Annotated in this window: 22 protein-coding genes; 18 read left to right on the top strand and 4 right to left on the bottom strand. The window is 44.4% G+C overall.

From position 1 onward, the window contains the following. Window positions 1-10: 10 nt before the first annotated feature. A complete protein-coding gene (locus tag ACGTN9_RS09030; protein ID WP_499592025.1) occupies window positions 11-808 on the bottom strand; it encodes a LysM peptidoglycan-binding domain-containing protein in 798 nt (265 codons plus the stop codon). A 189-nt stretch (window positions 809-997) separates the two neighbouring features. Between ACGTN9_RS09030 and ACGTN9_RS09025 the strand changes: the two genes are divergently transcribed. The 9 genes from ACGTN9_RS09025 to ACGTN9_RS08985 all read left to right on the top strand — a co-directional run bounded on the left by ACGTN9_RS09025 (window position 998) and on the right by ACGTN9_RS08985 (window position 11,668). Beyond that, window positions 998-1,549: a CotY/CotZ family spore coat protein gene (locus ACGTN9_RS09025; protein ID WP_499592023.1), complete on the top strand. Its 552-nt coding sequence runs from the start codon at window positions 998-1,000 to the stop codon at window positions 1,547-1,549. Between the two features lie 127 nt (window positions 1,550-1,676). Further along, a complete protein-coding gene (gene eutB, locus ACGTN9_RS09020; RefSeq protein ID WP_499592021.1) occupies window positions 1,677-2,657 on the top strand; it encodes a hydroxyectoine utilization dehydratase EutB in 981 nt (326 codons plus the stop codon). Between the two features lie 24 nt (window positions 2,658-2,681). After that, window positions 2,682-4,358, top strand: a complete 1,677-nt coding sequence (locus ACGTN9_RS09015) for a PucR family transcriptional regulator (RefSeq protein WP_499592019.1) — start codon at window positions 2,682-2,684, stop codon at window positions 4,356-4,358. Window positions 4,359-4,538: 180 nt separating this feature from the next. Further along, window positions 4,539-5,744, top strand: a complete 1,206-nt coding sequence (locus tag ACGTN9_RS09010; protein ID WP_499592427.1) for a M24 family metallopeptidase — start codon at window positions 4,539-4,541, stop codon at window positions 5,742-5,744. 13 nt (window positions 5,745-5,757) lie between these two features. Continuing rightward, on the top strand, window positions 5,758-6,705 hold the full coding sequence (locus ACGTN9_RS09005; protein WP_499592017.1) for a cyclodeaminase: 948 nt from the start codon (window positions 5,758-5,760) through the stop codon (window positions 6,703-6,705). A 20-nt stretch (window positions 6,706-6,725) separates the two neighbouring features. Continuing rightward, window positions 6,726-7,925, top strand: coding sequence for a cystathionine gamma-synthase family protein (locus ACGTN9_RS09000; RefSeq protein WP_499592015.1), 1,200 nt, complete (start codon window positions 6,726-6,728; stop codon window positions 7,923-7,925). A gap of 15 nt (window positions 7,926-7,940) precedes the next feature. Next, on the top strand, window positions 7,941-9,161 hold the full coding sequence (locus ACGTN9_RS08995; protein ID WP_499592013.1) for a M20 metallopeptidase family protein: 1,221 nt from the start codon (window positions 7,941-7,943) through the stop codon (window positions 9,159-9,161). Further along, window positions 9,154-10,203, top strand: a complete 1,050-nt coding sequence (locus ACGTN9_RS08990; protein WP_499592011.1) for a homoserine dehydrogenase — start codon at window positions 9,154-9,156, stop codon at window positions 10,201-10,203. The genes ACGTN9_RS08995 and ACGTN9_RS08990 overlap by 8 nt, the downstream gene beginning before the upstream one ends. Window positions 10,204-10,219: 16 nt before the next feature. Continuing rightward, window positions 10,220-11,668 (top strand): aldehyde dehydrogenase family protein, encoded by a 1,449-nt coding sequence (locus ACGTN9_RS08985; RefSeq protein ID WP_499592009.1) that lies wholly within the window; start codon window positions 10,220-10,222, stop codon window positions 11,666-11,668. 101 nt (window positions 11,669-11,769) lie between these two features. Here the strand turns inward: ACGTN9_RS08985 and ACGTN9_RS08980 are convergent, their stop codons facing one another. Further along, on the bottom strand, window positions 11,770-12,021 hold the full coding sequence (locus ACGTN9_RS08980) for a hypothetical protein (RefSeq protein ID WP_499592007.1): 252 nt from the start codon (window positions 12,019-12,021) through the stop codon (window positions 11,770-11,772). 296 nt (window positions 12,022-12,317) lie between these two features. Between ACGTN9_RS08980 and ACGTN9_RS08975 the strand changes: the two genes are divergently transcribed. From ACGTN9_RS08975 to lhgO, 5 genes are all read left to right on the top strand, one after another. Further along, window positions 12,318-13,097 (top strand): glutamine ABC transporter substrate-binding protein, encoded by a 780-nt coding sequence (locus ACGTN9_RS08975; RefSeq protein WP_499592006.1) that lies wholly within the window; start codon window positions 12,318-12,320, stop codon window positions 13,095-13,097. A gap of 134 nt (window positions 13,098-13,231) precedes the next feature. Continuing rightward, the gene (locus ACGTN9_RS08970) at window positions 13,232-13,888 is read left to right on the top strand and encodes an amino acid ABC transporter permease (protein WP_499592004.1); all 657 of its coding nucleotides are present in this window, start codon (window positions 13,232-13,234) and stop codon (window positions 13,886-13,888) included. Further along, on the top strand, window positions 13,888-14,610 hold the full coding sequence (locus ACGTN9_RS08965; protein WP_499592425.1) for an amino acid ABC transporter ATP-binding protein: 723 nt from the start codon (window positions 13,888-13,890) through the stop codon (window positions 14,608-14,610). Before ACGTN9_RS08970 ends, ACGTN9_RS08965 begins: the two co-directional genes overlap by 1 nt. Before the next feature lie 617 nt (window positions 14,611-15,227). Continuing rightward, a complete protein-coding gene (gene glaH, locus ACGTN9_RS08960) occupies window positions 15,228-16,163 on the top strand; it encodes a glutarate dioxygenase GlaH (protein WP_499592002.1) in 936 nt (311 codons plus the stop codon). 27 nt (window positions 16,164-16,190) lie between these two features. Next, entirely contained in the window at window positions 16,191-17,426 is a 1,236-nt protein-coding gene (gene lhgO / locus ACGTN9_RS08955) for an L-2-hydroxyglutarate oxidase (protein ID WP_499592001.1), read from the top strand. A gap of 101 nt (window positions 17,427-17,527) precedes the next feature. Here lhgO and ACGTN9_RS08950 read toward each other — a convergent pair whose 3' ends face one another. Together ACGTN9_RS08950 and ACGTN9_RS08945 are read right to left on the bottom strand one after the other, a co-directional pair. Then, on the bottom strand, window positions 17,528-17,833 hold the full coding sequence (locus ACGTN9_RS08950) for a DUF3870 domain-containing protein (protein ID WP_028784830.1): 306 nt from the start codon (window positions 17,831-17,833) through the stop codon (window positions 17,528-17,530). A gap of 21 nt (window positions 17,834-17,854) precedes the next feature. After that, the gene (locus tag ACGTN9_RS08945) at window positions 17,855-18,943 is read right to left on the bottom strand and encodes a DctP family TRAP transporter solute-binding subunit (protein WP_499592000.1); all 1,089 of its coding nucleotides are present in this window, start codon (window positions 18,941-18,943) and stop codon (window positions 17,855-17,857) included. Between the two features lie 64 nt (window positions 18,944-19,007). On the opposite strand from ACGTN9_RS08945, the gene ACGTN9_RS08940 reads away from it, so the two are divergent. The 4 genes from ACGTN9_RS08940 (at window position 19,008) to ACGTN9_RS08925 (ending at window position 23,074) form a co-directional block, all read left to right on the top strand. Continuing rightward, window positions 19,008-20,609 (top strand): ATP-binding protein, encoded by a 1,602-nt coding sequence (locus ACGTN9_RS08940; protein WP_499591999.1) that lies wholly within the window; start codon window positions 19,008-19,010, stop codon window positions 20,607-20,609. Beyond that, window positions 20,606-21,295 carry a response regulator gene (locus tag ACGTN9_RS08935; RefSeq protein ID WP_499591998.1) on the top strand — a complete coding sequence of 230 codons (690 nt, stop codon included), beginning with the start codon at window positions 20,606-20,608 and terminating at the stop codon, window positions 21,293-21,295. The genes ACGTN9_RS08940 and ACGTN9_RS08935 overlap by 4 nt, the downstream gene beginning before the upstream one ends. 244 nt (window positions 21,296-21,539) lie before the next feature. After that, window positions 21,540-22,544, top strand: a complete 1,005-nt coding sequence (locus ACGTN9_RS08930) for a TAXI family TRAP transporter solute-binding subunit (RefSeq protein ID WP_499591997.1) — start codon at window positions 21,540-21,542, stop codon at window positions 22,542-22,544. A gap of 44 nt (window positions 22,545-22,588) precedes the next feature. Then, a complete protein-coding gene (locus tag ACGTN9_RS08925) occupies window positions 22,589-23,074 on the top strand; it encodes a DUF1850 domain-containing protein (protein ID WP_499591996.1) in 486 nt (161 codons plus the stop codon). The last annotated feature ends 1 nt before the right edge of the window (window position 23,075 follow it).

Genomic DNA, 23,075 nt, shown 5'->3' with positions numbered 1-23,075 from the left:
CGCTAATGAATTAAAAAGAGACGGGGGTGCGGACTAGATCCTGGATACTATTATCTTTCGCACTTCTGGTATATATCCAAAGTTCTCCGGAATTGGTCGCAGGCTGACGGTCAAATGGGAGCATGCTGGTGAATCGTCCATAGGCGGGTGCCCCTTCATCAGCGGTAGTAAAGCGCTCATCGGATACAACATTTCCATTACTATCTCGTAATTGGTGCAGCACAGTAGCTTCGAAAGCCCGTGCAAAACCTTCTACTTGCTGTCCGTTCATTATTTTAACCCCTGGTAAAGGATTAGTGACGAAAATATTTTCTGAAGTACGAATAGGTATCACGAGGTGGAAACCTGGCCAGATAACATCTCTTTGGAATCCAGGCCTGTCACTATTTGCTTGCTCTATCTCATCAACGGTCACCCCGAATCGCCTGGCGATACGATATAGCGTGTCGCCGGTTTCAATTTCGTACGTAAAAGCCGGGACTAGCAATAATTGATCGATATAAATAAGGTTTGGATTATCCAGTCTATTAATACCTGCAACCAAGTCCACGGAAGCTTGAAAAGAAGCGGCAATTCCTCTTACATCATCACCAGGGAAGACGACATAACTCATGATCGCATTCTGCTCAGCTGTAGGAACAACCAATACATCTTCAGGAAAAATCAATCCACGATCTGTTACTGGCGGGTACAAGTGATTGGACTGTTCAATTGCCTCTACCGTACTGCCGAATCGCCTGGCAATCGCATATAAGGTGTCCCCGCGCTTTATTGTGTACATATAGCTTTTATTCTGAATAATTGGCAAAGCTCACACCTCCTCTTCTAGTAAAATATGGCCGAGGGCATCGAGTGAGAACTACAATTTCAATTTAATTTTGGTTCGAAAATGATCTGCTTCTCCACTTTTTTCTTATATATAGACAAATGTCCTGCCAATATTCGTTATTTCTCATACCCTAATAGGGCAACTACTATGAAAAGGAGAGAAATATGAATGAGCTGTGGTAAAGGAAAAGACTTTGACACATGTGTTTGTGATACCGTTCGTGAGATAGTGCGGGTTCAGAATGAAGTTGCAGGCGCAGATGATTGTTGTTCGACAGGGTGTGAGCAATCGATCCAAGATTTGCTTTCACCAACAACGAATGGCAATGGGGCAACCACTATTCCGTTCTTCCTGTATTGTAAAGGGAACTGTAAACCATTCATCGGAAGTGGTGTCTTCCAGTCACCTATTGGCGGATCTGGAATGACTGCTTTACGCTGTGTACAAACGCCTATCTTCCGTGCGAAAAAGTTCGTCGATGAAGATGAATGCTGTGTACAATTAGAGTTGTTGTTACCGGTAACACAGGGAGGGTCTACTCCAGGTGAGCGTGGAGATACTGTATGTTCGTACTTCCCTGGTAACAGTATCCGCGACCTGCAAGCAACTGGCATCTGCATAACAATCGACTTGGATTGCTTCTGCGGCATTGCCTGCTTGAGTCCGACAACACCTCTTCCAGCATCTGAATTTACAATGGGTGAAGAAGAAGATTGTTAAGAAAACCAAAAAAAGAACCAGATACCAATACGTATCTGGTTCTTTTTTTGTTGTAAACTTAAAATTTTGAATTGACCGACAATTATTCCGTTATATATAATTCAGGAAAGGTATTGGGGGTGACCGAATGGAAAATTTGCAGACAGCTGGTGTGGTGTTTCGTGATATTTGGAAAGCAAAAAAACGTATTTCCGGCGTAATAGAAAAGACTCCGTTGTTATATTCACAGCCTTTATCCGATCGGGCAAGCGCAAATGTATACTTGAAGCTTGAGAACATGCAGCCGACCGGGGCATTTAAATTAAGAGGTGCGGCCAATAAAATTCTGTCGTTGACTGAAGAAGAAAAGAAAAAAGGGGTGGCTACTTTTTCAACAGGAAATCATGGCATCGCCGTCGCTCATGTTGCAGGAGCTCATCATATACCAGCGACCGTGTGTATTTCCAGGAGAGTACCACAGGAAAAGGTCAAAAAGCTGAAGCGCCTCGGTGCACATGTAGAAATCGTCGGTGAAAATCAGGACGATGCGGAACAGTATTGCTATGAATTAGAAAAACAATCCGGGATCACCGTGATAAAGCCGTTTGATGATCGGGAAGTGATTGCTGGCCAAGGAACAATTGGTTTAGAGATTTTAGAAGAATGTCCCGAGGTCGATCAAGCCATCATTCCACTCTCAGGAGGAGGGCTTCTTTCCGGTATCAGCCTGGCGTTGAAATCCACTGATCCTAAAATCGATATTACTGGTGTTTCCATGGAAAAAGGGGCGGTCATGCATGAGAGTCTGAAGTATGGCAAGCCCGTGATTTTGAAAGAATCGGATACATTAGCGGACAGCCTGTTGGGAGGGCTAGGGCCTGACAATCGCTATACTTTCCCAATGGTGAAGCAGTTGATGGATCAAAGTGTGCTGGTTTCGGAAGCCGCAATTGCAAAAGGAATAATGTTTATGCTCGAATATCATAAAATGGCAATAGAGGGGGCGGCCGGGGCAGGAATTGGCTGGCTGCTGGGAGAAGAAAGTAATAGATATAAAAACATTGTCATCATTATCAGCGGAAATAATGTGGACCATGACATGATCCGTTCATTGACTGACAAGTATTAGTTCACTAAGGGTGAGGTGGGGGATATGGGGTTGACAGTTAAAGATATCATCCAGCTTCCGATTATGGAAACGGCCAAGGTAAAGACAGGTAAGGCTGTTTTGAATGAGAAAGAGGTGGATTGGATTTCGGTAATTGAAACACCGGTGGAGAATTTTGTACGTAGTAATGAATTCGTGCTGAGTACTGGGATTGGCTGTGAGAATGACCCGTTATTATTAGAAGAGTTCACAAAAGATGTCATTCACTCCGGAGCTTCTGTCCTGGCTTTCGCCACGGGCCGTTACATCTATGATATTCCTGATCGTATTTTGCAACTTGCTGAGAAAAACGATTTAATCGTCATCGACCTCCCCTGGGAAGTACGTTTCGGCGATATACTGCAAGTGGTGCTGGAAGAAATCAGCCAGGAGAAAAAGGCAGAAAGACAACAGGCGGAAGAAATCAGACAGGAATTGATAACATTTGTATTGAACGGGAAAGGCTTGCAGGAAATTTCGAATCTGCTCTATGAGAAGACCAACATCCCAATTGCGATCAGTGATCAAAATAAGCGAATCCGCGCTAATCATGACGTCGACCCGCATTTGCTGGATGTATTCAATGGAAAAGTCGAGGGTCAGGTCCAACAGATTCCCCAGACGGACATCCAGTTCAGCGAGCATCCCCTCTATCATCATATTGAAGAATTTGTCATCGACCAGCAAACGTGCTACCAGCTGACGATTTTATCGAATCAGAAAAAGCAGGGCTACCTTATTTTCAAGCCGGACGATCGTCATCAGCTGACCTGGCTGGTGATGAACATTTTAGAACACGCCCTGACCGCATGTGCGCTTTATTTTTTACAGGAAAACGCCATTGAAATGACAGAAATCCGCTTAAAAGATAATTTTTTATTAGACCTTGCCAAGAATGAAAATGATATTACGAAACAGACGTTATCAAAGGGTCAGCTGCTGGGCTATGACTTGACGAAGTCCTATATCTGCATGGTTGGTGAAATCAGCTTTACAGAAACCAATAAGCAGCTGAAGAAAACGGATCGTTCAGCAGGATCTTCCCTTCATAGCCGTAATTATTATATTCAAAAAGAAATCCACCAGGCTGGGGAACTATTGAATCGAAGCGCAATGACGACGTTTGAGGACGGAGAAGTAATCGTCTATTTGGAAGCAGACCATCACCCATACATGGAAGCTTCCAATCAGTTTCTCGATATGGTAGAACGGCGTTTGAACGACTTGCTGGCTGGAATTGAGATTTCCTGGGGAATTGCCATTCATAAGGATGGCCATTACTCATTCCATAAAAGCTACCAGGAAGCCAAAACGGCACTTGATATCGGCAAGCAGCAATATGGAAAAGGGGAGCGGACTTTTTTCAGCGACACAAGGATCAACCGTTTGCTGATGGCTTTATCCCATGACCCTGATATATCCGCGATCGTCAAAGACACATTAGAGAAGCTTATTGAATATGATAAGAAGCGGCAGACAGACCTGATTCACACGTTCATCGTTTACAACAAATACAACAGTAATGTCAGTCAGACAGCCCGGGCATTGAATTTGCACCGGCAGTCACTGTTGCATCGATTAAGGAATATCGAACACCTGACACAATTGTCACTGGTGGATTCGGATGATTTGTTTTTACTGGAATTAAGCGTCCGCCTATGGATGCTGAAAAAGCTGGAATAATGCCAGAATAAGGCGCTTTGTGAGACCCATGATGGGTTCTTGCGGAGCGCCTATTTATTTTGTATAAAGCCTAGCTACAAAAGTTCATACAGATTGGACATTACATCTGAGGAGTTAGATGAATACAATTAGAAGTAAGAATTATATAAATATTCAGTTATTGTAAGGAGGGATATGATGATGCTTCCGTTTGATATTTTGGAATATCATGAACGGCTGGAAAAAACGAAGAAGCGGATGGAAGAGAAAGGGGTAGAGGTGCTGCTAATTACAGACCCCGCCAATATGAACTACCTTTCCGGCTACGATGCCTGGTCTTTTTATGTGCATCAGATGCTTGTGATTATCATTGATGAAGCACAGCCGCTATGGATAGGCAGGTTCCAGGATGCCAATGGCGCCAGGAAGACGACCTGGATCTATGACGAAAATGTAATCGCTTACCCGGATTACTATGTGCATTCTGATATATACCACCCGATGGATTTCATCGCAGAAATTTTGAAGCAGATTGGTCAAGGCAACCGGACAATCGGTGTGGAGATGGATAACTATTATTTTTCAGCGAAAGCTTTTGAACAGTTGAAGAAAAACCTGCAGAACGCGACATTCAAAAATGCGGACTTACTTGTTAATCGGGTTCGGATCGTCAAATCGGATCAGGAAATTGAATACATGAAACGGGCAGCTATGATAGCCGAACATGCCATGGAAAAAGGTATTGAAAGCATCTATGCAGGTGCGAAGGAATCCGATGTGGCTGCTTCCATATATTATCATCTCGTTAAAGGATCTAATGGTCATGGCGGGGATTACCCATCCATCGTTCCATTATTACCCTCAGGAGAAAACACGTGTACACCGCATCTTACCTGGTCAGAGCGGTCATTCATGACTGGAGAATCTGTAATCATTGAATTGGCCGGATGTTATAAACGTTACCATGTTCCATTAGCAAGGACGGTTTCGATCGGTACGCCTTCAGAAGAAATGACCACACTATCACCGATTGTAACCGAAGGGATCCAGGAAGTATTAGCATCCATCAAGCCTGGAATCACTTGCGGAGACATTGAGGAAACGTGGCGTAAGAGCATTAAAAAGTATGGGATGGAAAAAGAATCGAGACTCGGCTACTCAGTCGGATTAGGCTACCCGCCTGACTGGGGTGAGCATACGGCAAGCCTGAGAAAAGGGGATCAGACGGTGCTTGAACCGAATATGACATTCCATCTGATTCCAGGGCTTTGGTTCGATCATTACGGTATTGAAATCTCTGAGACCTTCCGGGTGACGGATACAGGATGTGAACAGTTCACCAATTATCCGCAAGGGTTGATCGTACGGGATCCACTGAATATCAATCCAACCGATAAGATCAGCTAGGGGGTGTCTGGTTATGAAGCTTTTCACTAAGGAGGAGATCGAAAAAGTCATCCGTCTCGACAGCGAGGTAGTCGATGTGGTCGAGGAGGCATTTAATGATTTGGTTCAGAAAAAGGTGCAGATGCCACCGATCATGAGGATTGATGTCCCCGAACATAATGGGGAAGTTGACATCAAATCGGCTTATGTAGCAGGTTATGATAGTTTTGCCGTAAAGCTGTCCTCCGGTTTTTTCGATAACTATAAACGTGGTCTTCCAAGCGCTAATGGGATGATGCTGCTGTTGAGTTCGGAAACTGGGATTCCAAAAGCTGTGCTTGCTGATAACGGTTTTCTCACAGAAGTCCGGACGGCAGCTGCCGGAGCAGTCGCAGCCAGACATTTGGCGCGTAAGGATATCAAAACAATCGGGGTTATCGGAACAGGAGCCCAAGCACGTCTGCAAGTCCAGGCGCTTAAGCTAGTCCGTGATTTTGATAAATTGCTCGTTTACGGACGCACTCCGGAAAAGACGGAACAGTATCAACAGGAGATGTTACAGGAACTGGGCATCGATGTAGAAATCGTCAGATCTCCTGAAGACGTGGTGACTGAAAGTGATGTGGTGATTACAACGACACCGTCAACAGATCCGCTGATAAAAGCCGAATGGCTCCACCCAGGCTTGCATATCACTGCTATGGGATCGGATGCGGAACATAAGCAGGAACTCGAAAGCAGTGTATTGGAGAAAACGGATTACGTGGTATGTGATGTCAAAGCGCAGTCACTTCGACTCGGGGAAATGAGGGCCTGTAATAACCAGCGAGTGATCGATGAAGCAATCGAAATTGGTGAGATCACCGCTGGCAATAAACAAGGCCGCATAAATGAGAAGCAAATTACCGTCTGCGATTTGACTGGAACGGGTGTTCAGGATACAGCCATTGCCAGATTTGCATACGACAGGCTTACTAAATAAAGATAAGGGAGGAATTTAGGATGAAAAAAGCAAATATTGGAACACGTGCCATTTGGGCGGGGGAAAAGGAACAATTAGCATTTGGAGCAACACAAGTTCCAGTTGTACACAGTGTATCTTTCGGTTATGACGATATGGATGATTGGTATGAGGTAGCCGTAGGCAATAAAGAAGGACACATTTACGGACGTAATACGAACCCGACCGTCCAGGCTTTTGAAGAAAAAATCAGAATCCTGGAAGATGCTGAAGCTGCAACCAGTTTTTCGACCGGGATGGCAGCCATCAGCAATACACTTGGTACCTTGCTTTTCCCTGGAGACCGGATCGTATCTATCAAAGATACGTACGGAGGCACGAATAAGATTTTTACGGAATTTCTGCCACAACAGCACATTGAGGTGGAACTGTGTGATACAGGGAATCATGAAGCAATTGAAAAAGAGGTAATGAAAGGCTGTAAAGTACTTTATTTGGAGACCCCAACCAACCCGACCGTCAAAATCACCGACATTGAGCGGGTGGCAAAGGTGGCAAAAAAGGTTGGAGCCATCGTGGTTGTCGATAATACGTTTGCAACTCCTGTGAACCAGAATCCATTGGCATTAGGTGCGGATCTTGTCATCCACAGTGCAACCAAATTTTTAGGCGGGCATGCCGATGCGCTTGGTGGAGCCTTAGTCGGCAGCAAGGAGCTGGTCGAAAAAGTGTACCATTACCGCGAAATAAACGGTGCCACGCTCGATCCGATGGCAGCATACCTGCTCCTTCGCGGGATGAAGACATTAAAACTGCGGATTGACCGTCAAAATGAAAATGCACTCGCTATTGCACGTCATTTGAAAACCATCGATGTTGTGGATGACGTATTCTACCCGGGACTGGAAGAGCATAGAGGTCACGATATTGCTAAAGCACAAATGAAGGGATTCGGCGGCATGCTTAGCTTTTCTGTCAAGGGTGGCATGGACACCGTCCGTCATTTGCTGCCAAAACTGAAATATTCCAATCGTGCCGCGAACCTTGGCGCAGTAGAAACAATCGTCGGGCCGGCGAGAACGACCAGTCATGTGGAGTGTACGCCGGAAGAGCGGGCAGCCATGGGCATTCCAGAAGGGTTGATCCGCTACTCGGCTGGTATAGAGGATATTGAAGATTTGAAAGAGGATCTGAATCAAGCATTCCAGTCGCTGCCAGAGAGCCTGACAGTGAAAGGCTGATAGGGAGGGATCCCGTTGCAGATCAAACATGATCCAGTAACCGTAAATGTAGAAAGAATCAAAGCAGATTTGATCCGATGGCGGCGCCATTTGCACCGCCATCCGGAACTTAGTTTCCAGGAAAGAGAAACAAGTGCATACGTCAGGCAGGAATTAGAAAAGATGAATGCTTTTGATCTGGAAACCAATGTCGGAGGATACGGGATAATTGCTACCTTGACTGGCAGGGAAGGGCCTACGGTGGGATTGCGTGCAGATATGGACGCTCTGCCTATTAATGAACACACTGATTTAGATTATCAATCTGTTCATCCTGGGGTTATGCACGCCTGTGGCCATGATGCCCATACTGCTATTTTGCTTGGGGCTGCCAGACTGCTGAGTGAAGAGGCTAAAACAGGTAAACTGACTGGAACCATTAAGTTCATTTTCCAGCCTGCTGAAGAAGATACCAATGAAGCAGGAGTGACCGGGGCGCCACTCATGCTGCAGTCCGGTCTTTTGGATGACATTGAATCTTTCCTGGCTTTACATGTATGTCCCTGGCGTCCAACCGGAGAAATCCAGGTAAACGACGGACCGAGTATGGCGAATATCGATAACTTCCGGATGACCATCAAAGCAACGGGCGGGCATGGCGGGTATCCTCACCTGGCTACTGATCCGATTTGGATGTCGAGCTACTTTTTACAGGCCTTGTATAGTCTGATCAGTCGGAAAGTCGATCCATTATCAGTAGGTACGATCAGCGTAGGTGAAATTCATGGAGGGGAGACAGCGAACGTCATTCCCGATGAAGTGACGATTACTGGCACGATGCGTTCATACACAAAAGAAATGCGGGCGCAGCTAGTCCGGGAATTGGAACAAATAGCTGACGTCATTCCTCCACTCGGTGGCTCCTATGATTTATATATTGAAACGGGAGAGCCTGCTTTGGATAACGATCACATTGTAAATGAACAGATTAAAAAGGCTGCCAGGCATCTCTATCCGAATATGAAAATCCATGAAGGGCCATTTGGTATGGGAGGCGAAGACTTTGCCCATATGATCGAGAATAAACCTGGTGCAATGTTTTTCCTGGGGTGCGCCCAAAAAGGGATTCCGGAACGGAAGCTTCATACAGGAGATTTTCAAATAGATGAAAAGGCATTGCCCATTGGTGCAGCGATTTTAACGAACTGTGCTCACCGGTTGTTACAAGTTCAAGAAGGGAGGAAGGTCGATGACTAAAATAGCTTTTGTCGGCTTCGGTGGTGTCGGTCAGGCGCTTGCCGAAATTTTGCAGGAACGTAAGGAGCACCTTGCAAGTTCTTATGGACTTGAAGCAGAAGTAGTAGCTGTCTCGGATATGATGAAAGGTGCGGTCTATAAGCCTGATGGGTTGGATATTGATCAGTTATTGGAAGCAGTTCGGGAGACCGGAAATGTGGAGAATTACCCAGATGGACCAGGAGTGACGAAAGGACTCAACAGTATGGAAACGATCCAGCAGACTAATGCTGATATGATTGTCGAAGTCACTTTTACAGACGTGGTAACAGGGCAGCCTGCCATCGACCATTGCCGGGCCGCTTTTGAAAAAGGGAAAAGTGTCGTTACGACCAATAAAGGACCGGCAGCCCTCGCTTACGAGGAACTGAGTGAACTGGCAGATAAAAATGGCGCCTACTGGGGTTTTGAAGGTACGGTAATGAGTGGTACACCGGCGTTAAGGATGCCTGTCGCTACCCTGGCTGGCAACGAAATTACAGAAATTAAAGGGATTTTGAACGGTACGACCAATTATATTTTAACGGAAATGGAAAAAGGTAAGTCTTATGAGGAAGCCTTACAAAAAGCGAAGGAATTAGGATATGCCGAAGCGGATCCTACGAATGATGTGGAAGGATATGATGCCCGGTATAAAGCAGCCATCCTCTCCGGATACTTGATGGGGACACCAATTTCATCAAAAGATATTCCTTGCAAGGGTATCAGTGATATGACGCTTGAAATGGTCAATGACGCTCTTGAGCAAAATAAAAAGTGGCGCTTGTTAGCACAGGTAAAAAAAGAAAATGGCAATGTAATTGCTTCCGTAGAGCCGCAGCTTTTGGACGCTGATAATCCGCTCGCAGGAGTCACAGGAGCAACCAACGCGATTTTGTATGAATGCGACCTGGCAGGACCGATCATGTTGACGGGAGCAGGCGCAGGATTAAAGGAAACGGGTTTCTCCTTATTGATTGATTTGATTGACTACCAGCGCCAAAAGACGATGGAAAAAATTTAAGGAAGGTGGTGTTTTCATGCATACCAAAGTGAAAGCAGTGAAGATGCTGATCGGAGGAGAATGGGTTCATTCTAACCAAACATTTGAGGTGGTCGATCCCCAGAACGACCGTCCAATCGCTTCCGTGCCATCAGCAAGCAGTAAAGATATGCTAGCAGCCATCGAAAAAGCGGAAGAGGCTTATACAAAAACGGCGGTCTGGCCGACCCATGAACGGATCCGTGTTTTATCTGAAGCCGCAGCTTATATGAAAGAAAATGCTGAGGATTTTGCCATGACAATAGCTTCAGAGGGTAGTAAGACGATCAATGAAGCCCGCGGGGAAGTGAAGCGGGCGATCCAGACCATTCAGATTAGTGCGGAAGAAGCACGCAGGATTAATGGAGAAACTATCAACTTTGACCAGAATGAAGGCAGCGAAAACCGTGTCGGTTATCATTATCGTTTTCCGGTTGGAGTCGTTGGGGCGATCACCCCATTCAATGATCCATTGAATCTTGTTGCTCATAAAGTCGGACCTGCGATTGCAGCGGGTAATGCGATTGTCGTAAAACCGGCTTCCGTAACACCGTTAAGTGCGCTCAAACTGGCAGAAGCGTTCGTGCATGCAGGCTTACCGGATGGCTTCTTGTCCGTTGTAACTGGATCCGGCCGTGAAATTGGCGAAACGCTCGTGACTCACCCAGCGGTCAAAGTACTGTCATTCACAGGCGGTGCGGACGCCGGGACGAGAATATCCGAACAAGCCGGGCCTAAAAAAGTGAGCATGGAGCTGGGATCCAACTCTCCGGTGATTGTGTTGAACGATGCTAATTTGAATGATGCGGTCCAATCCTGTGTTTCCGGCGCTTTCTCTGCCGTCGGTCAAAACTGCATCGGTGTCCAGCGGATTTATGTAGAAAAAGATAGCTATTCCCGCTTCCTTGATACCTTCATCAGTCGTACGGGAGAATTGAAGGTCGGCGATAAAATGGATGAACTGACGGATGTCGGACCTATGATCAATGAACGGGAAGCGAAGCGTGTCGATAGCTGGGTCAACGAAGCTTTGATGAAAGGAGCCAAACTCCATATTGGCGGAAAGCGCGAAGGAAGTTTTTATTATCCGACCGTTCTAAGCGATGTACCGAAAACGGCTAAAATCGCTTACGAAGAAATTTTCGGTCCAGTCGTATTGATTATGCCAGTGGAAAACCTCCACGATGCAGTCGACCGTTCTAATGATGTGGATTACGGACTGCAGGCAGGTATTTTCACATCGGATATTAATAACGCTTTCCATGCCATTAAAGGGTTGAACGTCGGTGGTGTCATGATCAACGACAGCAGTGACTACCGGATCGACGCGATGCCATTTGGGGGGACGAAAGGTTCCGGTATCGGACGCGAGGGTGTACGTTATGCAATCGAGTCGATGACCGAGCAGAAAGTTGTTTGCTTCCGGCTGCAGGAAAATCTATTATAATTCTAATAATGAAACCGTCTGGAATCTCCAGGCGGTTTTTCTATTCGTATATTCCTGGTAGATTATTAGCACATTACACCCCTAATACTTCAATTTAATAATCATTTATGAATGGCTTCCAGGGCTTTATGTTCGTCTTCCTTTTTGACGTAAAATTTATATTCATTGCCATAGTCATTTTTTGTCACTCCGCTATGTGAGGACATATGAACGTTCGAAGCGACTCGGTATTTGATGGAAGCCGCCTTTAGTTTAGAAATAATTCTGTAGTATTCTTTCAAGCTGTAGGTTGAGTAAATGAATGTCTTTTTTGTAGAAATCAAGTAATCGATCAAGTTGACGAGGAAGTTCATAAAGCTCCTCCTTTATAATTCTATATGAGTACTTAGTTCTATGAATAAGATTAATTATCCTAGTTATTTCCTAAAAAAGATTAGGTGAAAAGTAGATTGCCAGAAGGTCAAGTTGTAAATTCTTCGTAATAAAGAGGAAATAGGATTAATTAGTCGTAATTGTTAGCAACAGGTGTAATACCTAATAAAAATAATAAATTTTGCATCTATATGACAAAATACATATAATTCAGAAAATTTTAATTAATAACAAATTTTGAGATAATTAATTACGCACATAAAAAGGGGGAAGAAACATGATAAAAGGAAAAGGGTACTTATTTATTCTTGCAATTGCACTATCAGCTCTTCTATTAGCAGGCTGTAACTCCGGTGATGCAGCGGAAGAGTACACAGTTGCTACAGATAACAACTTCGTTCCATTCGAATTCCTGAACGAAGAAACAGGTGAGATGGAAGGTTTCGATATCGATTTGATCAAAGCAGTGGCTGATGAAGCTGGTTTCAAGGTCAATATCGAGTCGATGAAATTTGACGGTGTTGTAAGTGGCATGCAGTCCGGTCGTTTCGATATCGGGATTGCAGGTATGACGATCACAGAAGAACGTAAAGAGACAATTGATTTCTCTGATCCATATTATGATGCCGGTCTGATGATCGCTGTTAATAAAGATAATAATGAAATCAAATCAGAAGATGACCTTGCTGGCAAAAAAGTAGGGACACGTTCTGGTACTACTAGTGAAGCCTACATTAAAGAAAACCATCCAGATGCCGAGTTGGTAACATTCCCTGGTATCGTTGAAGCATATATGGACCTGGAGTCCGGTCGTCTTGACGCGGTTATGTATGACGTTCCTAGCGTCCAATATTATGTGGCTAATGATTCTGCTAATTTGAAAACAGTCGGCGACATCCTTCAAGGGGAGCAGTATGGTATCGCATTCCCGAAAGATTCTGAGCTGGTTGAAGATGTAAACAAGGCACTGGAAACTTTGATAGAAAACGGTACGTATGATGACATCTATGAAAAATGGTTCGGTGAGCGTAAATACGGTACAGAATCATCTGAATAACGTTTAATGACACCAAGAGAAGAGATATAGCTGATCGGTAAAAGCGTAGCAAGTGATTAGCTTGTTGCGCTATTATTTTGAAAAAATCTACTTCATTTATCGCACAATTCGTAGAATAAGGAGCGAAAACACATATGGACTTTATAACAGAATCTCATTATTACCGAGTCATGCCTATGCTGTTCGAAGGGCTGGTATGGACATTATTGATTACTGGTATCGGGTTGATCTTCGGTTTTATCCTCGGGGCTATCTTCGGCTTTGCCCGTCTTTCCAAAAATAAACTCATTTACGGGCTTGCCACAGTGTATGTAGAGGTGATCCGTGGTACACCAATTCTTGCACAGATCTTATTCATTTATTTTGGTCTATCTGATTTGATGGGCGTCAATATCGATAAAATTACTGCGTCTATTATAGCGATTGCTATTAACGCCGGGGCTTATATTGCTGAAATTGTCCGTGGAGCGGTTTACTCGATCGATAAAGGACAAGATGAGGCAGGCCGTTCGATCGGTCTTACCCGTAACCAGACGATGAGGTATATCATTTGGCCGCAGGCATTCAGAAGAATGATCCCACCCCTTGGTAACCAGTTTGTCATCAGCCTGAAAGACACTTCTCTTTTCTCTGTCATCGCTGTTGGAGAATTGCTATACATGGGGCAGCAATATTATGGTTCAACCTTTGCTGCATTCGAAGCATTGACGATGGTATGTATCATGTATCTCGTCATTACAGTACCGACAGCCGTTTACTTGAGAAGAGTAGAAAGGAGACTTGACGTATGATGATCAGCGTGAGAGATTTGCATAAATCATTCGGTTCCGTAGAAGTATTGAAAGGAATCGATGCCGAAATAAAAGAGCAGGAAGTAGTTTGTGTTATCGGACCTTCAGGGTCAGGTAAAAGTACGTTTTTGCGATGCTTGAACTTGCTTGAAGAGGTAACTTCAGGAGAGGTTTATATTGAAGGAGATAACCTGACTGATCCAAAAATCAACATAAACGAAGTACGCTCACGAGTAGGAATGGTGTTTCAGCATTTCAACCTGTTTCCTCATAAAACCGTACTCGAAAATATTACGCTCGGTCCAATCAAAGTAAAGGGAATAAAGAAAAAGGATGCAGAAAAAGCTGCTTTGCCGCTACTGGAAAAAGTCGGGCTCAGCGATAAAGCCGATGTCTACCCGGAAAGTTTGTCCGGTGGGCAGAAGCAGCGTGTCGCCATCGCACGTTCACTTGCGATGGAACCAAGAATCATGTTGTTTGATGAACCGACATCTGCACTCGATCCGGAACTTGTCGGGGATGTGCTTGAGGTCATGAAAGACCTTGCCAAAGAAGGCATGACAATGGTAGTTGTCACCCATGAAATGGGCTTTGCCCGTGAAGTAGGGGACCGAGTCCTGTTCATGGATGAAGGCATCATTATGGAAGAAGATGTACCGGAGAATCTGTTCGGTAATCCACAGAATCCGAGGACACAGGAATTCCTGAGTAAAGTATTATAAAAATAAAGATTGTGTTTACCAGATAAGCGTGGTATAGTAATTGAGCGATGAGCTAACTTGTGTAAGACGAATGGATATGCTTTTATAGCTAAACGACGAATGTGGTCGTCGGTCCTTCGCCACAAAGCGTAGAAAGCCTTCCCTGAAAAATGGGAAGGCTTTTTTGATGTTCCAGAAGACTTGATTTTAAGATGTTGTATCTATCTCGAATCAGTCTTCAGCCATCGTGAGCTTTAACTGCATAGCTAGCCCGTGTTTTTTGCCGCTTGATCTCTATGGGATTGGAATTTACCCACAGGAATAGCCTCTATTTAACTATTATCACCATATAAAAGTTAAAAACATTGTTGACAGAAAATTTTGATTGTTATATAGTAGATATCAGAAAGCAACCTTTAGAAAGGCACCCCCTTTCAAAGCCGGTTTGCTAGTTTATTAGTAATTCATTTGAATATAGGACTGTCAAGACTGCTATAACTCTGAACGCCAGAGCACCCACGCAGTTTAGAAGCCAGTATTTTTCCTGTTAATCAAGGGATAATACTGGCTTTTTTTAATCGCTGAAAGGGCCCGTCAGCAACTAAACAACTATCTAAAAACTCGGGAGGTTTTTAACAATGTGTGCGATGGATCTACAAAAAGGTAAATTAGAGCTTCAAACTGGAAAAGGGTATAAGGTGGAACAGCATCCGAAGCATCATCGTCTTTATCATATCGAATTTGAAAATGAAGTAATTGACAAGTTTATTGAGGATTTGAAGGATGTCAGTGACGAGCAATTGGAATATGTACCATATATGCGGTTGATGGCAGCTGATAAACTAGTAGAATTAGTAGGAGAGGAGTTCATTCAAACGATTCGCGGCATTCTCCATGATCGGCAGACAGGAGGATTCACAGTAGGGTTGCAGGGACGTACGAAAGACGATCAGGATTATGTGAAGTTCTCCACGGCTCTTACTCACCTTGTTGGTACGCCGAACTTCGATGCGATGTCAGGGAAATACTATGCGCGCTTTTCAGTTAAGCATACGGATGACAGTGATTCCTACCTGCGCCAGGCATATCGTACATTCACGCTTCACACCGACGGAACGTATGTTGATGAGCCGACAGACTGGCTGTTGATGATGAAGTTCGAGGAAGAAAATGCGGTAGGTGGACGTTCCCGTATTCTCCATTTAGATGATTGGGAAGAGATGGATTATTTTTATAACCACCCACTGGCAAAATACAAGTTTATCTACAAAGCTCCAGCAAGTAAAAATGTCTCGGAAGATATCCTTCGCCAGACGTTCTATGAGAATAACAACGGTCCTTGCATCTGCTTCATTGATCAGTTCGTTTATCCGGAAACGATTGATCAGGCAAAGTATTTGAAGGACTTGTCCCATTCAATGGAAAATTCACCAGCTACCACCGGTTTAGATCTGCCGGAAGGTGACTTGATTATGCTTAACAACCGTTTCTGGCTTCACGGCAGAGAAGCTTTTGAAAAAAATACCGAACTTCATAGAGAGTTATTGCGTCAGCGAGGCCGTTTCGCCGAGTAATTGTTGGATGAGGAGGGAGTAGTCAGCATGTATGATTTTACCATTATCGGTGGGGGAATAGTCGGTTTATCGACCGCCTATTCCCTCACCAAAAAATATCCAGCCGCGAAGATCGCGGTCATTGAAAAAGAGAAATCCTGGGCCAGCCATCAGACCGGCCGCAATAGCGGGGTCATTCACTCTGGTGTCTATTATAAGCCCGGCAGCTTGAAGGCGAAACTTGCGAAACAAGGTGCCGCTTCCATGGTCGAATTTTGTAAAGAACATGGTGTCGATCATGAGGTTTGCGGTAAAGTCCTGGTTGCAACAGATGATGAAGAGCTTCCCAGGATGGAAAAGCTTCATCAAAATGCCCACAAAAATGGATTGAATGTGACGAAGTTGAACCGGGAAGAGCTGCTTGAAATAGAACCCCACGTCAATGGGATTGCTGGTCTGAAGGTACCGACGACCGGGATTGTCGACTATAAGCAGGTGACCGAGACCCTTGCCAGGCTGGTAGAGGAAGCCGGTGTCGATTTGATGCTGGGTACTAAAGTGATGAACATTGATGAGTCATCACGTGAAGTGTTCATTGATACGGACAAGAAAACGATCATGTCCCGTTTTCTGATCAACTGTGCAGGTCTTCATAGTGATCGTCTGGTAAAGATGGCCAAGATCCAAACGGATGTAAAGATCGTTCCTTTCCGTGGAGAATATTTCACCCTCACAGAGGAGAAACGTCACCTGGTCAAAGGATTGATTTATCCGATTCCGAACCCGGATTTTCCATTCCTGGGCGTTCATCTCACCAGGATGATCGATGGGAGTATCCATGCCGGCCCGAATGCTGTGTTGAGCTTCAAGCGTGAAGGTTATCATAAAACTGCTTTCCATCTCAAAGATGCGCTGGATACAATCTCTTTTCCTGGGTTCTGGAAAATGGCGGGAAGCAATCTTCAGGAAGGCATGAAAGAAATGGTTCGCTCTTTCCATAAGCAGACGTTTGTGAAAAGTTTGCAGCGTTTAGTTCCAGAAATCCAGGTGGATGATGTTGTTCCAACTCATGCCGGTGTCCGGGCGCAAGCAATGCTGCGAGATGGCCGCCTGGTCGATGACTTTTATATCATTCCTGGCCGGAAATCCATCCATGTTTGCAACGCGCCGTCACCAGCGGCTACTGCCTCCCTGGAAATCGGAAAAGAGATTGTGCACCGCATTCCTCCTCAGGATCATCTGAAGGCGACGGATGACCTTAAACCAAGCCTTGTAACCAGTTAATCCACAACGAAAAAGCCGCTCATAGTGAGCGGCTTTTTTTAAGACTTTAAGAAAGTTTAATCTTGTTAAAGGGTTATAGTATAAGAAACACTTAGGCTCTTCTAATCATGCATTTGATATTGTTTGTAAGAGTCCTTCAAAGCTGCCGCGATAGCATTACCTGCTTTTCCACGGTAGCCGTCTTCCAGTTGTTTCAAGGGTTCATCTAACCCTTCTTTTAAACTGTATCCCTTCAAAAGGTTCTTTACATATTCTCTACCGTGATCGGTTGCAAGTGTACAAGAAGCATCAACGATTACCCCGTACTTTTTATCGATTTCAAGCGTCAATGTCAGAGATTCGGATATATGGTTGGCGGCAATCCCTGTTGGCAGTTTAGAATGTCCGGCTACAAATATTGTGTTCATCTTTTCTCCTCCTAAAGCTGATTAGTTGCCATATTTATCTTGCAAATCATAGATTTCACTCATCAAATCTTCACCTACGACTGCTTCGACTTCGTCATAAATCGGTGCTAATCTTCGTTTCCATGCTTCCCTTTGTGTATATGTCAGGTAATCGATCTGCAAGTTTTCCTGTTGCCTTAATCTTCTGGAATGTTCGTCGTTCAACTCGATAGCATGGCGGCGAACCCAGCTGGTTGTTTCGGCCATCGATGATTCGATGATCTGTTTATGTTCTTGTGAAAGGCTGTCCCAAAATTCTTGATTAATCAGTACAGCATAACCAAGATAGCCATGATTGCTGAACGTCATGTAGGACTGATCCTGATAGAGTTTTTTGGAATAAATATTGGACGCGGTATTCTCCTGTCCATTGACAAATCCAACTTCCAGGTTCCGGTAGGTTTTGTTAAACGGAAGGACACTGGTGCTTGCACCTAATTGCTCGAACTGGGCTTCTATGACAGGGCTTGGCATGATTCGGAAATGAAGACGGTCGAAATCGTTCGGATATACAATCGGCCGGCTGTTATTGGTGACTTGCTTGTATCCATTATACCAAAAAGTCAAACCCTTGATGCCTTCCTTCTCCAGCTCCTGTAGCAATGTCTCTCCGATGACACCTTCATATGCTTCCTCAACAGCCTGGTGGCTTGGAAAAGCGAAGGGAAGGTCAAGCACTTGCCATTTTGGAAAGCGTTCTGTCAAATTAGACGTAGCCGGCGCAATCATTTCCACGCGCCCTTCTTTTAACGCCTGATATTCCTGCTGATCATTATAGAGGGTGCCATTGGAATGGACTTGTACTTTGATTTCTCCATCCGTACGCGATTCTACAAGAGAGGCGAACCGTCTTGCCGCCATGCCTTTTGGCGTGTTTTCGGCAACTACGTGACTGAATTGGATGACGAGTTCGTCCTGGATGCCTTCCTGCTCATCATCATATTCCAGCGTTCTGGATGCTTCACTCAAATCGAAACCGAAAAATAAGGCAGTGAAAATGCCGGTTATGATGAAAAGCGTAATCATGATGACTGTACGCAATGCTTTCACCTCTCCCGTAATCGTTTTCAACAGTGTAACACAAGAAAGAATAAATGGTACACTAGGGTTAGCCTGATGGGAAGGAAGATTCCTCATGAAACTCAAGCACATGCCGATCCGTTGGAAAATTACAATCTTATCGTTCGGCGTCGTTTTATTCTCTATTGTCATCGGTGGAATTATTGTCATCGGCAATACGATTGAATCGAAAGAGGATGCGCTGGGAAAACAAGCGATGATCACCGGGCGTACAGTCGCAAACCTTCCGGATATCAAGGAATATCTGGTGGAGCCTGGCGGATGGACAAAAATAAACCCCATCGTAGAAAGAATTCGCACCGTTAACGACGCTGACTATATCGTGATACTTAATATGAACCGGATACGCTACTCCCATCCTGTATCGGAAAAGCTTGGTAAGGTTTCTTCGGGAAAAGATGAAGGACCGGCTTTTGCTGAGCATAGTTATACGGCAAAAGCGCAAGGGGAGATGGGGACAGCCATACGTGCGTTCGTCCCGATCATGAATAATGAGCATGAACAGATTGGCATAGCTATCGTGGGAAATATTCTTCCATCGGTTGGAGAAATTCTGTTTGATATTAAAAATGAAATCCTGTTCATTCTATTTCTGACAGCATTGTTCGGTGTTACCGGCTCCTGGCTGCTGGCTCGCCATCTGAAGCAGCAGACTTTTCGATTGGAGCCTCATGAAATCGTGCAGCTGCTGGTAGAACGGACTGCAACCTTCCAGGCGATGAATGAAGGGATCATTGCCATTGATAAAGAAGGAAAGGTAACTATTTTAAATGATAAAGCTAAACAGATATTAGGAATTGAAGGGGATTGGGTAGGCCAGCCGATTGAAGCTGTCATCCGTGAGACAAAGTTATTGAAGGTATTACGTGAGGGCATTCCTGTCTATCATGAAGAAATGAGGATTGGGGACAAGCTGATCATGAGTACACGTGTGCCGATTCGGGTTGAAAATGAAATCGTAGGTGCTGTTGCAGTTTTCCAGGATAGAACAGACGCAACCAGGCTGGCTGAAGAATTGACTGGTGTCAAAGCTTTTGTCGATGCACTTCGTGTCCAGAACCATGAACATTTGAACAAATTACATACGATTGCAGGACTGATCCAGTTGGGTAAAAAAGAACAGGCGCTGCAATTTGTGTTTGATGCTTCTGAAAAGCAGGAAGAATTATCACGATTTTTAATTACGAAAATGAAAGATTACAGTATTTCTGGATTGTTACTCAGTAAAGTCAGCCGTGGACGAGAGATAGGAGTAGATGTTTCCATTGATGAGACAAGTGAGCTGAAAGCTTATCCGCCACTTTTGGATAAGCATGATTTTGTGCTTATTTTAGGCAACTTGATTGAAAATGCTTTCCATTCCTTTCAGGGTGTCAAACGGGATCAAAAGTGGGTGGACATTTCCATCAGTCAGAACGACCATGTCTGTACAATAGCGGTGGAGGACAATGGCAAGGGTATTCCAAAGGAGCAAATCGATCATATTTTTGAAAAAGGTTATACAACCAAAGGGAAAGAAGGCTCCGGGTTCGGGTTGTATCTCATCAACAACGTAGTTGAAAAGGGACTTGGAGAGGTAGAAGTCATTTCACAGGAAGGTGAAGGGACAAGCATATTATTGACATTCCCAATGAGTTTGGAGGAGGGTTCCGCATGACGCAGCCGGTGATTAAGGTTTTGTTGATTGAAGATGATCCCATGGTTCAAGAAGTGAACCGGCAGTTCATCGAACAGGTTGCTGCCTTTAAGGTTGCAGCGATTGCATCGGATGGCGAAGAGGGGCTGGCACTTGCAAGGGAGCTATCCCCCGACCTTATTCTATTAGATATCTATATGCCGGAAAAAGACGGGGTAGAAACTCTAGAGTATCTCCGTGCTGAACAACTGGATATTGATGTTATTGTTATAACGGCCGCCAACGATAAAGGTACTATAAAGAAAATGCTTCAGCATGGGGCTGCTGACTACATCGTCAAGCCATTTAAATTTGAGCGGCTGGAGCAGGCATTGACCCGCTACCGGGAACTTCATGTGCGTTTTTCAGGAGAAGGGGAGCTTGGCCAGCAGCAGATTGATGATATCATCCAGACTCCTAAACAAAAATCATCCGTACCAAAAGAATTGCCAAAGGGGCTGAATGAACAGACCTTGCAACAAATTACCCGCTTTTTGAAAGAGCAGCAAGCAGCACTGTCGGCAGAACAGGTTGCTGACGGGATTGGTATTGCCCGTGTGACGGCAAGAAGGTACCTGGACTACTTAAAGAATACCGGTGATGTCGTTCTTGATATCCAGTATGGGGGAGTAGGACGACCGGTGAATCGTTATAAAATCTCTCAGTAAAAAGATTGTCTCGAATGTGAAGAGACAGTCTTTTTTTTATTGTTAATGGGGAGCAAAATCGTTCCCTTTCGAGCGGATGAAATATTGGGGCTCTTTACCAGACTGGCTTCCCATGTAAGGTAAGGGGAATAGGTCATTTTTTGACCAAAATGACCAAAATGTCCAATATGGTCATAATATTCAAAAAATATCATGTAAGCGATAACATAGAGATAGTTCAAAATTCGAAATGGGGGTTAATTATATGATAAAGAAATTATCTTTTATTCTTGCTTTGACTTTTGTCATGCTGCTGGCTGCTTGTGGCGGTGACGGAGGGTCTGAAGGTTCTGGCGGAGGAGAATCCGGCGGTTCTGAGGGCGCTCAGTCTCTAGTATTTGGTACAGGTGGTACTTCTGGAACGTATTATCCGATCGGTGGCGCACTGAAGCCGATTTTTGAAGAGAGCGATCAGGTAGGAAATGTAACGGTTGAATCTACTGGTGCTTCTGTGGCGAACATCCAGAATATCCAGGATGGACTGAATCAGATGGCTATCATCATGAGTGATGTCGGCTACGACGCGATTGAAGGTAAGGGTCAATTTGAAGGCAATGCTGTCGATGTTCAGGCGGTTGCCGGAATGTACCAGAATGTCGTACAAGTTGTCGCTTTGAAAGACAGTGGAATTGAGTCCATTGAAGATCTGAAAGGTAAAAAAGTAGGCGTTGGTAAGGTTGGTTCCGGGGTAGAACAAAGCGCGAAGAAAGTGTTAGAAGCTGTCGACCTTACTTATGAGGATCTTGGAAAAGTTACGCATACAGGTTACGCGGACAGTGTCCAGGAAATGAAAAACGGCAACCTTGATGCTGCTTTCTTCACATCCGGAGTACCAAACAGCAACATCACTGATTTGATGCAGCATACGGATATCAATTTTGTTGAAATTAAAGGGGATATAGCTTCCAAGCTGATGGAAAAATATCCTTTCTATAAAGAATATACTATTGAGGCAGGAAATGAAGCGCAATACAACTTAGAAAACAAAGTAGAAACAGTAGGTATTCAAAACATGATTATCGTATCTCCTGACTTGAGTGAAGACCTGGTTTACGATATCACAAAACGTTATTACGAGTACCTGGGCACAGAAGAAGTAGCTGTTGGCGCACTTAAGCAGCTGGATCGGGATGAAATTGCCAAAGGCTTGATTGCACCGCTTCATCCTGGGGCGAAAAAATTCTATGAAGAACAAGGGATTTTGGAGTAATAAAAAAAGGGCATCAATTTTGGTGCCCTTTTTAAAATAATTCTATGAAACGACTATTGCTGCTTCTAGCTGCTTTCATTCTCCTCCTGCTGCCGCTGCTTTTCATCCATCTAACAGTGCTCACCGTCTCTGTTAATGACGATCTAGAGAGGGCCTTTTTTATTCAAGAGGAAGAATCCTTTTCTATTCGTTGGGTTCATTCGGTTGAGAAAGAGGAATGGGAAGAAATGTTTGTAGTCGAAGACGGACAGATCGTCTTAGATTCTACCAGATTCAAGACGTTTGGCGCCGGGGTGCCAAATGATGCAGGTGAGGATACTTTCATAAAAGACGGCTGGGTATACATGACAGAAATTTATCAGCCGATTGGCCATCAGCTGGTCACAAGAACCGGAAAAACGACAGAGCACCGTTTCATTAAAGAGGATGAGGTTTTTAAATTAGAACCCGCCCAATCTTATCGTGTGACCGTTGAAAAAATAAACCTATTGCATGCCATCGGCTATTTTATTGCTACTAGAATGAGGTGAG

Origin of the sequence: Halobacillus sp. B23F22_5 (assembly GCF_043497085.1) — a bacterium.
In the GTDB taxonomy this organism is placed as follows: Bacteria; Bacillota; Bacilli; order Bacillales; family Halobacillaceae; genus Thalassobacillus.
The sequence above is the reverse complement of the archived record's forward strand: the minus strand, read 5'-3'. Positions and strand labels throughout refer to the sequence as shown.

What these genes read in the sequence shown, in the direction of transcription:
- ACGTN9_RS09025 (WP_499592023.1), top strand. Translation starts at nt 998, where the DNA reads ATGAGCTGTGGTAAAGGAAAAGACTTTGACACATGTGTTTGTGATACC.
- eutB (WP_499592021.1), top strand. Translation starts at nt 1,677, where the DNA reads ATGGAAAATTTGCAGACAGCTGGTGTGGTGTTTCGTGATATTTGGAAA.
- ACGTN9_RS09015 (WP_499592019.1), top strand. Translation starts at nt 2,682, where the DNA reads ATGGGGTTGACAGTTAAAGATATCATCCAGCTTCCGATTATGGAAACG.
- ACGTN9_RS09010 (WP_499592427.1), top strand. Translation starts at nt 4,539, where the DNA reads ATGCTTCCGTTTGATATTTTGGAATATCATGAACGGCTGGAAAAAACG.
- ACGTN9_RS09005 (WP_499592017.1), top strand. Translation starts at nt 5,758, where the DNA reads ATGAAGCTTTTCACTAAGGAGGAGATCGAAAAAGTCATCCGTCTCGAC.
- ACGTN9_RS09000 (WP_499592015.1), top strand. Translation starts at nt 6,726, where the DNA reads ATGAAAAAAGCAAATATTGGAACACGTGCCATTTGGGCGGGGGAAAAG.
- ACGTN9_RS08990 (WP_499592011.1), top strand. Translation starts at nt 9,154, where the DNA reads ATGACTAAAATAGCTTTTGTCGGCTTCGGTGGTGTCGGTCAGGCGCTT.
- ACGTN9_RS08985 (WP_499592009.1), top strand. Translation starts at nt 10,220, where the DNA reads ATGCATACCAAAGTGAAAGCAGTGAAGATGCTGATCGGAGGAGAATGG.
- ACGTN9_RS08980 (WP_499592007.1), bottom strand. Translation starts at nt 12,021, where the DNA reads ATGAACTTCCTCGTCAACTTGATCGATTACTTGATTTCTACAAAAAAG.
- ACGTN9_RS08975 (WP_499592006.1), top strand. Translation starts at nt 12,318, where the DNA reads ATGATAAAAGGAAAAGGGTACTTATTTATTCTTGCAATTGCACTATCA.
- ACGTN9_RS08970 (WP_499592004.1), top strand. Translation starts at nt 13,232, where the DNA reads ATGGACTTTATAACAGAATCTCATTATTACCGAGTCATGCCTATGCTG.
- ACGTN9_RS08965 (WP_499592425.1), top strand. Translation starts at nt 13,888, where the DNA reads ATGATCAGCGTGAGAGATTTGCATAAATCATTCGGTTCCGTAGAAGTA.
- glaH (WP_499592002.1), top strand. Translation starts at nt 15,228, where the DNA reads ATGTGTGCGATGGATCTACAAAAAGGTAAATTAGAGCTTCAAACTGGA.
- lhgO (WP_499592001.1), top strand. Translation starts at nt 16,191, where the DNA reads ATGTATGATTTTACCATTATCGGTGGGGGAATAGTCGGTTTATCGACC.
- ACGTN9_RS08950 (WP_028784830.1), bottom strand. Translation starts at nt 17,833, where the DNA reads ATGAACACAATATTTGTAGCCGGACATTCTAAACTGCCAACAGGGATT.
- ACGTN9_RS08940 (WP_499591999.1), top strand. Translation starts at nt 19,008, where the DNA reads ATGAAACTCAAGCACATGCCGATCCGTTGGAAAATTACAATCTTATCG.
- ACGTN9_RS08935 (WP_499591998.1), top strand. Translation starts at nt 20,606, where the DNA reads ATGACGCAGCCGGTGATTAAGGTTTTGTTGATTGAAGATGATCCCATG.
- ACGTN9_RS08930 (WP_499591997.1), top strand. Translation starts at nt 21,540, where the DNA reads ATGATAAAGAAATTATCTTTTATTCTTGCTTTGACTTTTGTCATGCTG.
- ACGTN9_RS08925 (WP_499591996.1), top strand. Translation starts at nt 22,589, where the DNA reads ATGAAACGACTATTGCTGCTTCTAGCTGCTTTCATTCTCCTCCTGCTG.